This is a genomic window from Thioalkalivibrio sp. ALRh (genome assembly GCF_000381425.1).
In the GTDB taxonomy this organism is placed as follows: Bacteria; Pseudomonadota; Gammaproteobacteria; order Ectothiorhodospirales; family Ectothiorhodospiraceae; genus Thioalkalivibrio.
Genome location: NZ_KB906519.1, coordinates 324,089 through 334,999 on the forward strand (window position 1 = coordinate 324,089; position 10,911 = coordinate 334,999).

At 69.6% G+C, this 10,911-nt stretch carries 13 protein-coding genes; 1 reads left to right on the top strand and 12 read right to left on the bottom strand.

Annotated features, from left to right (window positions below; translation table 11 throughout):
* Positions 1 to 3 precede the first annotated feature (3 nt).
* Entirely contained in the window at positions 4 to 822 is an 819-nt protein-coding gene (locus tag F791_RS0101545; protein ID WP_019592082.1) for a cobalt-precorrin-6A reductase, read from the top strand.
* On the opposite strand, the gene cobJ is transcribed toward F791_RS0101545, so the two are convergent.
* From cobJ to F791_RS0101605, 12 genes are read right to left on the bottom strand one after another with little or no spacing between them, the layout of a single operon-like run.
* Positions 795 to 1,586, bottom strand: coding sequence for a precorrin-3B C(17)-methyltransferase (gene cobJ / locus F791_RS0101550; protein ID WP_019592083.1), 792 nt, complete (start codon positions 1,584 to 1,586; stop codon positions 795 to 797). The two genes, F791_RS0101545 and cobJ, sit on opposite strands and share 28 nt — an antisense overlap.
* Positions 1,583 to 2,338, bottom strand: coding sequence for a precorrin-2 C(20)-methyltransferase (locus tag F791_RS0101555; RefSeq protein WP_038056873.1), 756 nt, complete (start codon positions 2,336 to 2,338; stop codon positions 1,583 to 1,585). Before F791_RS0101555 ends, cobJ begins: the two co-directional genes overlap by 4 nt.
* Positions 2,335 to 2,988, bottom strand: coding sequence for a precorrin-8X methylmutase (locus F791_RS0101560; protein WP_018648985.1), 654 nt, complete (start codon positions 2,986 to 2,988; stop codon positions 2,335 to 2,337). The genes F791_RS0101555 and F791_RS0101560 overlap by 4 nt, the downstream gene beginning before the upstream one ends.
* A complete protein-coding gene (cobG, locus tag F791_RS0101565; RefSeq protein ID WP_019592085.1) occupies positions 2,985 to 4,379 on the bottom strand; it encodes a precorrin-3B synthase in 1,395 nt (464 codons plus the stop codon). The genes F791_RS0101560 and cobG overlap by 4 nt, the downstream gene beginning before the upstream one ends.
* A 19-nt stretch (positions 4,380 to 4,398) precedes the next feature.
* The gene (locus F791_RS0101570) at positions 4,399 to 5,172 is read right to left on the bottom strand and encodes an ABC transporter permease (RefSeq protein ID WP_081622247.1); all 774 of its coding nucleotides are present in this window, start codon (positions 5,170 to 5,172) and stop codon (positions 4,399 to 4,401) included.
* Positions 5,169 to 6,113, bottom strand: a complete 945-nt coding sequence (locus F791_RS0101575) for an ABC transporter ATP-binding protein (protein ID WP_018993649.1) — start codon at positions 6,111 to 6,113, stop codon at positions 5,169 to 5,171. The genes F791_RS0101570 and F791_RS0101575 overlap by 4 nt, the downstream gene beginning before the upstream one ends.
* A complete protein-coding gene (locus tag F791_RS0101580; protein WP_026332993.1) occupies positions 6,110 to 7,219 on the bottom strand; it encodes a cobalt-precorrin-5B (C(1))-methyltransferase in 1,110 nt (369 codons plus the stop codon). The genes F791_RS0101575 and F791_RS0101580 overlap by 4 nt, the downstream gene beginning before the upstream one ends.
* Before the next feature lie 22 nt (positions 7,220 to 7,241).
* A complete protein-coding gene (gene cobA, locus F791_RS0101585) occupies positions 7,242 to 8,096 on the bottom strand; it encodes a uroporphyrinogen-III C-methyltransferase (RefSeq protein WP_019592088.1) in 855 nt (284 codons plus the stop codon).
* Positions 8,093 to 9,385, bottom strand: coding sequence for a cobyrinate a,c-diamide synthase (locus F791_RS0101590; protein ID WP_019592089.1), 1,293 nt, complete (start codon positions 9,383 to 9,385; stop codon positions 8,093 to 8,095). Before F791_RS0101590 ends, cobA begins: the two co-directional genes overlap by 4 nt.
* Positions 9,382 to 9,996, bottom strand: a complete 615-nt coding sequence (cobO, locus tag F791_RS0101595; protein ID WP_018648990.1) for a cob(I)yrinic acid a,c-diamide adenosyltransferase — start codon at positions 9,994 to 9,996, stop codon at positions 9,382 to 9,384. The genes F791_RS0101590 and cobO overlap by 4 nt, the downstream gene beginning before the upstream one ends.
* Before the next feature lie 52 nt (positions 9,997 to 10,048).
* Positions 10,049 to 10,339 (bottom strand): DUF2149 domain-containing protein, encoded by a 291-nt coding sequence (locus F791_RS0101600; protein WP_018138715.1) that lies wholly within the window; start codon positions 10,337 to 10,339, stop codon positions 10,049 to 10,051.
* On the bottom strand, positions 10,336 to 10,779 hold the full coding sequence (locus F791_RS0101605) for a MotA/TolQ/ExbB proton channel family protein (protein WP_018174775.1): 444 nt from the start codon (positions 10,777 to 10,779) through the stop codon (positions 10,336 to 10,338). Before F791_RS0101605 ends, F791_RS0101600 begins: the two co-directional genes overlap by 4 nt.
* Positions 10,780 to 10,911: the final 132 nt, after the last annotated feature.

The following is a 10,911-nucleotide window of genomic DNA, read 5'->3' on the forward strand; positions in this document are numbered from 1 at the left end:
CTCATGAGCTCCCGTTCATCCACCGATACCGGCCCCGGGGCGGCGCGCCCGCGGCGGATCCTGCTGCTGGGCGGCACCACCGAGGCCGCGGCGCTGGAGCCGCTGCTGGACGGGCACCCTCGGCTGTACGCCACCGTGTCGCTGGCCGGACGCACGCGCAGGCCCGCACCCTCGCGACTGCCGCGGCGCACGGGCGGGTTCGGCGGTGCCGAGGGCCTTGCCGCCTGGCTGCACGAACACGCGGTCGACGCCCTGGTGGACGCGACCCACCCGTTCGCGCGGCAGATCTCGGCCAATGCCGTCGCCGCCACGCGCCACGCCGGCGTACCCCTGGCCCGGCTGACCCGGCCGCCGTGGCAGGCCGGCCCCGGGGATCACTGGCTGCGCGTGCCCGACCTGGAGGCCGCCGCCTGCGCGCTCCCCGGCCTCGGCCGGCGCGTGCTCATCACTACCGGGCGCCAGCACCTGGAGGCCTTCGAGGCGGCGCCCGAGCTGGACTACGTCATCCGCACCATCGACCCGCCCGAACCGTTGCCGGCGCTGCCCCGGGTCACCTGGCTGCGGGCCCGCGGCCCATTCAGCCTGGCCGACGAGCACCGGCTGCTGGAGACCCACGCTATCGACGTGCTGGTCACCAAGGACAGCGGCGGCGAGGCCACCGCCCCCAAGCTGCAGGCGGCCCGCGAACGCGGCATCCCGGTGGTGATGGTGGACCGGCCGCCGGACGCCCCCGGGGTGCCCCGCTTCCACGCCCCGCAGGCGGCCCTGGAGTGGCTGGAAGGCCTCGCGCGCGTTCACCGCGACTCCGCCGACTCGACATAGCGCGGGGTGTACACGTGGCGCCGGCCGGAGGGGCGCTCCAGCACCCGGGTGGAGGCGGCGCCCACGATCACCAGCGTGCTCATGTTGGCCGCCGCCGGATCCACCTCGCCGAGGGTGGAGATCTGCACGTCTTCGCGTTCGCCGCGGCCCACCGCGGTGGCCAGCACGACCAGGGTGTCCGGCCCCTGCACCTCGCGCACGATGCCCAGTGCCTCGCCCAGCTGCCAGGGACGTGCGCGCGAGATCGGGTTGTAGAAGGCCATGGCGAAGTCGCCCTCGGCCGCCAGCCGTACCCGACGCTGGATCAGCGACCAGGGCTTGAGGTTGTCCGACAGCGAGATCACGCAGAAATCGTTCCCCAGCGGTGCGCCCAGCCGCGCCGCGGCAGCCTGCATCGCCGAAACCCCGGGGGCCACATCCACCTCGACGCCCGCCCAGCGCCGGGGCTGCGCCCCTTCCAGGGCCTCGAAGACCGCTGCCGCCATCGCAAACACACCCGGGTCGCCGCCCGAAACCACCGCCACGTCCCGCCCCTCGGCGGCCATATCCAGGGCGTGGGTTGCGCGCGCCAGCTCCTCGCGGTTGTCCGAGGCGTGCACACGGTGGTGGGCGCCCGCAATCCGTTCCAGGTACGGCCCGTACCCCACCAGGTCGGTGGCCGCTTCGAGACGGGCAGCGACCTCCGGCGTAATCCATTCCGGCCCCGCCGGACCCACCCCGACCACACTCAACCGACCGACCACCGGACCACCATCCCCGCTCATCGCCGAACCCCGCGCCCGGGAATCACGATCATCGAGAAATAGGGCACCCGCTCCGGGATCTCGGACACTGGCAGGACCCGCTCCTCGGCGGTGCTGGCGCGTTCCACGTACCAGGCGCGCTCGTCCAGCCCCAGCTCCTGAAGGACACCCACCACCGCATCGCGATGGGTTCCGACCTTCATGATGACCGCCGCATCGGTCCCCTGCAGGGCCTGGCGCAGATCGTCGATCGGCATCGTGCCGGGGATCACCGTCAGCAGGTCATCGCGCATGGTCAGCGGCGTCGACAATTGCGCAGCCGAGGCCATCATCGAGGTCACGCCAGGGACCACGTGGGTGGGAAACCGATCCTTCAGCCGCAGGTAGACGTGCATGAACGATCCGTAGAAGAACGGGTCGCCCTCGTTCAGCACCACCACCGAGCGCCCGGCTTCCAGTTCGGCCGCCAGCTGCTCGGCACAGGCGTCGAAGAACTGTTCGATGCGGCGGCGGTATTCCTCGGAGCCGTGCGGAATCTCGTTGGTCACCGGGTACTCCAGCGGCATCTCGCACTGGCCGGCACCCAGGTGGGCATCCACGATCGCACGCGCCTGACCGCGCCCGCCACGGCGGCAGAAGTAGGCCACTACCGGACTCTGTGCGATCAGACGCGCGGCCTTCAACGTCAGCAGCTCGGGATCGCCAGGCCCGGTGCCGACTCCATACAGGCAGCCCGCCTCCGGGGATCCATTCACAGGGGGAGAAGTCGTCATATCCGGTCACTCGCAAAGGCATTGATGGCCGCCGCGGCCATGGCGCTGCCACCGCGGCGTCCGAAGATGGTCAGGTACTCGAGGTCCAGCGGGCTGGCGGCCAGCGCCTCCTTGCTCTCCACCGCACCGACAAAGCCCACCGGGATACCGAGTACCGCGGCCGGACGTGGCGCGCCCTGGTGCAGCATCTCCAGCAGGTGAAACAGGGCCGTGGGTGCATTCCCGATCGCCACGACCGCACCCTCCAGATGCGGTCGCCACCATTCCAGGGCGGCCGCCGATCGCGTGGTACCCAGGCGTTCGGCGGCCGCGGCCACACCCTCCTCCCGCAGGCTGCAGATCACCGGGTTGTCCGCCGGTAGCCGGGTCCGAGTGATCCCGTGGGCCACCATGTTGCTGTCGCACAGGATCGGCGCGCCGGCGGCCAGCGCATCAGTGGCCGCCCGGGCCACGCCGGCCGAAAACCCGACGTCCCGTGGCAGGTCGGTCATGCCGCAGGCGTGGATCATGCGCACCACCGCGGGCACCAGCTCCTGCGGAAAGCGGTCCAGTTCCGCCTCGGATCGGATAATCGCAAACGACTCCCGATAGATGGCCGCCCCGTCGCGGATATAGTCGGGTATGGCCCCGGCCGTATCGCTCTGCGTCATGCTGGATCTCCGTTGTTCATCATCGCGTTCATACGTCTCGTCAGCGCTGTTCCCTCCAACCGTTGCAGGGCCTCGAGCCCCGACTCATGCCCGCCACCCTCTTCGCGGGCGATGGCATCGAGGGCCGTCAGGGCCGGTTCGACCTGCCCCGGCTCCAGCCTCGTCAGTACGGTCTCCCATCGCGCGGGGGCGCGTTGCAGCGAGAGCTCATAGCGGCCTTCCCACGCCGTGAGCAGGACCTGCGCATTCGCGGGACGCCCACAGTGCTTGTCGCAGCCACTCACATGTACTTGCCCGCCCCCCGCAAGCAACCCGCAGGCAGCGACCCCGGCCCTCTCGGCATCCGCCCGCGTGGCGGTACTGCCCGCGGAGCAACCCGTCTGCCCGATACAGGCACTCATCGCCAGGCGCGGGTCGTCCGGATCGGTCACGCCACCCCACTCGGCGACACGGTCCGGCTCCACAGGAGGTACCCCGGTCAGAAGCAGGCTGCGCCACGGTGTCAGGCGCAGGCGTCCGTCGTGCGCCCGAATGTGCTCGGCCAGCCCCTGCAGCGCCTCGGCGCGCAGGGCACCGAACGGAAACGCGATCCCGAAGGCGCGCCCGTTCAGGCACGTCCCCATCCCGGCATCCGCGTATTCGGGGATCCGCGCCGCGACCCAGTCCCCGCCCGGGAGCACCCGCTCCAGCCCGGGCGGCGTCAACGCCTCCGGGCCCCATCGGGCTACGGCACCCGCGAGCCGTCCCGGCGGATCCACATCGCCCTCGCGCAACGCAACGAAGCGTTCGAACACCGCGAGGGCGACGTCCACCACATTCTCCGCGCGTGTCCAGCCCAGCACCGTGGCCGTGCGACTGGACGCCCCCAAGGCCACTCGGAACCACACCCCTCCCAGCGCCGTACAGGCCTCCAGTCGCAAATCCGCCGGCACCCCATCCAGCGGCAAACCGCCACCCGCCTCCACCACCACCCCCACCTTCGGGGGCAATGCCCTCAGGCGCGGGTGCTCCCCCAGTGCTCGCACGAGATCCCGCGCGACCGGCTGCACATCCATGGCCGCCTCCGGGTCGATATCCGTCACCGGGGCCGCCAGGACATTGCGCACCGCTTCCGCCGCAGGGTCGCGATCTGCCAACCCCGCCCCCTCCAGCTCGGCGCGAGCCGGCTCCAGCCCCGCCGCGTCCAAACCACGCAGCTGCAGATTGCCGCGGCTGGTCAGCTCGAGGACACCGGACCCAAAACGCCGCGCCACCTCCGCAATGGTCTCCGCCTGCCCCGCATCCAGCCCCCCGATCGGGTGACGCACCCGCATCAACAGACCGTCCCCGGTGGCCATCGGCGCGGCCACCCCCGGACAGGCCCGGCGCACCCGCGAATGATCGGCACTCATCGCTGCACCCCGCCCCCACTCATGTCCGGATCCGCACGCCGCGGGCGACCAGGGCCCAGGCCAGCACGCCAACGACGAGGGTTGCCCCTGCGAGGACCCAGAAGGTCGCGGCCCAGGCAAAGGAGCCGGTCCCCAGCAGGCCGTAGCGAAAGCCCTCGATCATGTAATAAAGCGGGTTGAGTACGGCCAGGGACTGCCAGGGCTCGGGCATCCGTTCTACCGGGTAGAACAGGCCGCCCAGGTAGATCAGCGGGGTCAGCACGAACGTGGCCACCACGGAGGTATGGTCGAAGCTGCGCGCATACAGGCCGTTCAGGAGCCCGGCCAGGGCGAACAGCAAGGCGCTGATCAGCGCGATCCCCAGCGTGGCCGCCAGGTGGTGCAACTGGAGATTGGCAAACGGAATCGCGACCAGCGCGACCAGCGCCCCGGCCAGCAGGCCTCGGATGACACCACCGGTGGCGAAGCCGGCCACAATCAGCCAGGCGGGCAGCGGCGCGACCAGCAGCTCCTCGATATGTCGCTGCAGCCGCGCCCCGTAGAACGCCAGTGTCACATTGCTGTAGGCATTGGTGGCCACCGCCAGGATGATCAGGCCGGGCAGGATAAAATCAGCGTAATCGACCCCTCGCATGGTGCCGAGCTCGCGCCCGATCAGGTGACCGAAGATCACCAGGAACAGGACCGTCGTCACCACCGATGGCAGGAGGTTCTGCACCCAGGCGCGCAGGAAACGCCGCACCTGTTTGACCACCATCCCGCGATAGGCAAATCCGTACGCCGCGAGCCTCATGTCTCCCTCCCCGGCGGGGCGGCAGCGCGTTCCGCGATGCGCTGCAGGAACAGCGACTCGAGCCGGTTGCGCTTGTTGCGGACTCCCGCGACACGCACCCCGCTTGCGCCCAGGCGGTCGAACAGGTCATTCACCTCCATGCCCTGCGGCAGGTCGACCTCCAGGGTCCAGCGATCACTCAAACGAATCGCCAACCCGTCCAGCGCCGGGGCCGCGTCCAGCGGCATGCTCAGTTCCAGCACCAGGGTCTGCACGTTCAGCCCGTGCAGCAGTTCGCCCGTATCACCGCGCGCGACGATCTCGCCTTGATCGAGGATCGCCAGGGTGTCGCACAGGGTCTCTGCCTCCTCCAGGTAATGGGTGGTCAGCAGGATCGTCACGCCGTCCGCGTTCAAGCCACGCAACAGCTCCCAGGTGGCATGGCGCCCCTCCAGGTCCACCCCCGCCGTCGGCTCGTCCAGGAGCAGGACGCGGGGGCGGTGCACCAGGGCCCGGGCAATCATCAGTCGCCGCTTCATGCCACCCGACAGGCCCCAGGCCGACTGTTCGCGCCGGTCCAGCAGCCCCGCCTGTTCCAGCACCTCGCCGGTTCGCTCGCGCGCCCGCCTTGGGGACAGCCCGTAGTAAGCCGCCTGGGCCTCGACGATCTCGCCCACCGGTTCGAAGCTGTTGAAGTTGACCTCCTGCGGTACCACGCCCATGCACGCCTTCGCCGCAACCGCCTGCGTGGCCACGTCGTACCCGCAGACGCGGATCGAGCCCCGATCCGCCCGCACCAGCGTGGTCAACAACCCCACCAGCGTGGTCTTGCCAGCCCCGTTCGGCCCCAGCAGGCCGAAAAAGCTGCCCGCCGGCACCTCCAGATCCACGTTCGCCAGCCCAACCCGGCCACCGGCGTAGCGCTTGGCCACCGACTGCAGGGCAATCGCGGCGGCCGTCATGGCGCGAGCCCCCCGGCACCATCGGCAAACCCGACGATGCGTCCGGCCCGATCCACCGCGCAGACCTCCAGCGCCGTGGTCTCCGGCAGCATCCCGCGCGCCCGCTGCCAGGCGCGCGCACTGATACGGTCGGCCAGCGCCACACCCTGCTCCAGGCAATCCGCAAGCGCCTGGGCGCTGGTATTAGCCGCGCGGATGCGCGCGACCAGTGCCTGGCTGCCTCCCAGATCCGCCGCCTCCTCCGCCAGCGCGTCGAGATCGATGCGTGACTTGCGGCTGTGGGCATCCAGGTGCCCGGCCGCGAATTTGCTGAGCTTGCCGAACCCCGCGGCCAGCACCACCGCGGGCAAGGGGTGACGCCTCAGATACTTCAGTGCCGCCCCGAACAGATCCCCCATCTCGATCAGCGCCATGTCGTCCAGACCGTACTGTTCACGCATCGCGGCCTCGCTGGTACCCCCGGTGCAGCAGGCCACGCGCGGACAACCGTTGGCGCGGGCCACGTCTATGGCCTGATGGATGGATGCGATATAGGCGGCGCAGGAGAATGGCCGGACGATGCCGGTCGTGCCCAGGATCGAGAGCCCCCCGAGGATCCCCAGGCGAGCGTTCATGGTCCGCCCGGCAATGCGCTCGCCACCGTCCACGCCAACCGTAACCCTGAAGCCCCCGCTGTACCCGGCGGCTGCAGCGAATGTCTCCAGATGCCCCTGGATCATGCGTCGTGGGACCGGATTAATGGCGGCCTCGCCCGGCTCCAGCACCAGGCCCGGGCGTGTAACCGTCCCGACCCCGGCACCCGCCACGAACTCGACACCGGGCGCACCGCACAGGTTTATCTCCACCCAAACTCGGGCCCCGTGGGTGGCATCCGGGTCGTCGCCGGCATCCTTGATGACCCCGGCAACCGCGCCACCCGGAGTGGGTTCGAGGTCGTTCAGTGCCAGGCTCACCACCTGCCCCTTCGGCAGGACGACCTCCACCGTCTCGAGCCGCCACCCCTCCAGCAGCCACCGTGCGCCGGCAACGGCGGCGGCGGTCGCACACACACCGGTGGTCAGCCCCGTGCGCAGACGCCCGCTGGTCTCGGGCGTCTCCGAGCGCATGGCGCCCGCCGAGCTGTTCTGCTCAGCCGGTTCCATGCGCTCCCGGGACGGACTCGGCACCCTGCATGGCGATCGTCTCGCGCAGACGCACGACCTCGCCCACGATCAGCAGCGCCGGCGACTGGATATCCAGATCCGCGACCCGCGCGGGGAGATCGGCCAGAACGCCTTCGATGACACGCTGGCCCGGTCGCGTCCCCTGTTCAACCAGCGCGGCCGGCATCGCGCCATCCGCACCCGCCGCCATCATCTCGCCGCACACCTCGGCCAGGGTATGCAGCCCCATGTAGACAACCAGGGTCTGCTGCGGATGCACTAGCGAGGCCCAGTCCAGATCGGTCTCGCCGGCACGCCGGTGGGCGGTCACAAACTGGCAGCGATAGGCATGATCGCGATGGGTCAGCGGGATTCCTGCATAGGCCGCACAACCACCCGCCGCGGTAATCCCCGGCACGATGCGCACGGGCACCCCGGCAGCGGCAATCGCGGCAGCCTCCTCGCCACCCCGCCCGTAGACAAACGGGTCGCCGCCCTTCAGGCGCACCACGTAGTGCCCCTCCCGGGCCAGTGCAACCATGCGATCGTTCAGATCCCCCTGATCGCAGCTGTGCCGTGAGCGGGCCTTGCCCACATACAGGCGTTGCGCCTCCGGGTTGGCCAGATCGAGGATCGCCTCCGGGATCAGGCGGTCGTGCAGCAGGACATCGGCGTGCTGCATCGCTGCGGCGGCGTCCAGTGTCAGCAAGCCCGGATCGCCCGGCCCTGCCCCGACCAGATCCACGCAACCGGGCTTTCGCTCGCCGCACAACGGGAGGCGGGCCCCGGCGCGCGCCCCGGGCTCGATCCGCGTCACATTGTCCCGCGGTCGATCACTCATGCTCGAAACAGCTGGGCCGTGGCCTCCGGGTTGGAGGGGAACCAGGCATGCAGATAGGTCGCGGTCAGGCGGCCGTCGCGATAGATCGCCTCGCCCTGCGACCCCGTCCCGCGCGCGCGCCAGCAATGGCCATAGGGCTCGAGCCCGACCTCGGAGTGGGTGTGATGGAAGGTGTGCCCGCGCAGCTCGCCCTCCGGCAGCGGGGCCGCCTGAAGACCCAGACCCTGCAGGCGGTCCGCCAGTTGGGCCTTGCCCGGCACCAGCCCAGCCATAGCCGCGGCATGGCCCTCGCGGTCGGCCAGTTCGTCCAGCAGGTAGAGAAAGCCCCCGCACTCCGCCAGGATGGGGCGGCCCGCCGCATGATGGGCCTCCAAGTCCGACTTCAGGGCAGCATTGGCGGACAGCTGATCCAGATACAACTCGGGGTAGCCACCCGGCAGCCAGACGGCATCGGCCTCTGGCAACCCGTCCCCCGCAAGCGGGGAAAAGAACCGCAGTTCGGCGCCCATCTTCTCCAGCAGGCGCAGGTTGGCCGGATACATGAAAGCAAAAGCCGCATCCCGCGCGATCGCAATGCGCACGCCGGACAGCGCCGCCTCGGTCGGCGCAATTGTTTCTGGATGAAAGGTCACCGGCTCCGGGAGTCCGGTCACCCCAGCCTCTTCAATCGCGGCCGCTGCCGCCTCCAGCCGCGCATCCAGATCGGCGATCTCGCCTGCCTGCACCAGACCCAGGTGACGATCCGGGACACTCAGCGTCTCGTTACGCTGCACAGCACCAAAGAAGCGGATCGCCTCCGGGGTGCAATCCTCCAGCATCCGCGCATGGCCGGGACTGCCCACCCGGTTGGCAATCACGCCGGCAAACGACAGGCCCGGACGGTAGGTCGACAAGCCATGCACCAGCGCCCCGAAGGTCTGGCCCATGCCACTGGCATCCACCATGGCCAGGATCGGCAAGCCGAAGGCCTGGGCCAGATCCGCACCGGACGGATCCCCGTCAAACAGCCCCATCGAGCCTTCCACCAGGATCAGGTCGGATCCCTGGGCCGCCTCGTACAGCATCGCTCGACAGGCTTCTTCCCCGACCATCCACAGATGCAGGGCGTCGACCGGATGGCCGGAGGCCTGTTCCAGGATCATCGGGTCGAGGAAATCCGGACCGGTCTTGAACACTCGTACCCGGCGTCCCTGGTTGCGGTGGTAGCGGGCGATGGCGGCGGTGATCGTGGTCTTGCCCTGGCCCGAGGCCGGGGCCGCCACGAACGCGGCGGGGCAGCTCACACTCACAGCTCGATCCCCTTCTGCGCCTTGATGCCGGCCTGGAAGGCGTGCTTGACCACACCGATCTCGCTCACGGTGTCGGCCGCCTCGATCAAGCCCTTGGGCGCGGCGCGACCGGTGGTGATCACGTGCTGCATCGGCGGGCGATTGGCGAGATCTTCCAGCACCTCGTCCACATCCAGGTACTGATATTTCAGCGCGATGTGCAACTCGTCGAGCAGCACCAGGTCGACGTTCGGGTCGCGCAGCATGTCGCGGGCATGCGCCCAGGCCTCGCGGGCCGCCGCCACGTCCTTCTCGCGGTCCTGGGTCTCCCAGGTGTAGCCCTCGCCCATCACGTGGTACTGCACGTTGTCCTGCCCCCGGAAAAAGGCTTCCTCGCCGGTGGCGAACTGACCCTTGATGAACTGCACGATGCCGACCTGCATGCCGTGCCCCAGGGCGCGCGCGACCATGCCGAAGCCGGAGGAGCTCTTGCCCTTGCCGTTTCCGGTCAGGATCAGGAACACGCCCTTTTCTTCCTGGGCCTCGGCAATCTTGCGATCCACAATCTCCTTCTTGCGGGCCATGCGCTGGGCGTGGCGTTCGGCCCGTGCCGCTTCGGTGTCGTCGGTCATGTTGATGTACTCCTTGAGTTCATTGCTTGTTCGGGGTGCGCAGGGGGCGGGCCTACTCGCCGATCAGGATCATTCGTCCGGTCTCCGGGTCACGGTAGACCTGGCCCATCGACTCGAAGCCGGAGCCGGCCTCGCCGGCACCCTCGGGCGGGTCCGGGATCTCGCGCCCTGGTTCGATCTCGGCGCCGCCACTGGCCGGTTCAAGGCCGCTCCCCGAGGCGGCCATCACCACCATCAGGCCGACGGCGAACACCAGCATGATGTCGGCCAGGTTGGCCAATGGCCCCATTGGTTCCTCGTCAGGGGCATCGAAGCGGCTGGCGCGGTAGTGCGGGACCCTCATGCCGCCGCCTCCAGGCGCTCCATCGCGGCGTCATACCAGCGCCGCCGGAGGCGTCCGAGCAGGAAACCGAGGATGCCAACCAGCAGCCCCAGCACCGTGGTGTTGAACGCCACCGTAACGGCCTGAGCGAGGATTTCCAGTTCGCCCCGGCCCATCGCGGCCAGCCCTGGACCCAGCGGGATCAGCGTCCCCATCAGCCCGAGCATCGGGCCGATGCGTGCCAGCAGATCCGCGCGGTCAATGCGGCGCCGTGCGCGGTAGGCCAGGCGCTCGGCATCGCCGGTGGCCTCCAGCCGGCGCACCCCGCCGGAGCGTTCGCCCAGTGCGAGCCCAAGCTCCCAGACGGCCACCGCCACCAGCACCAGCAGGCCGACAATCACCGGCTCCAGCAGCCAGCGCACTACGGTGTCCATCAGTTCCATCGTGATCGAGAACGGCATTCGCGTTTACCTCACTAACCTTTGTTCAGCGCTTCTCACCTTCCTGTGTAGGAGGCCAGCCCTCTGGCCGATGGGGTATATCCGGCGGCCCATCGGCCAGGGGGCTGGCCTCCTACAGGAGATGCCCAAGCG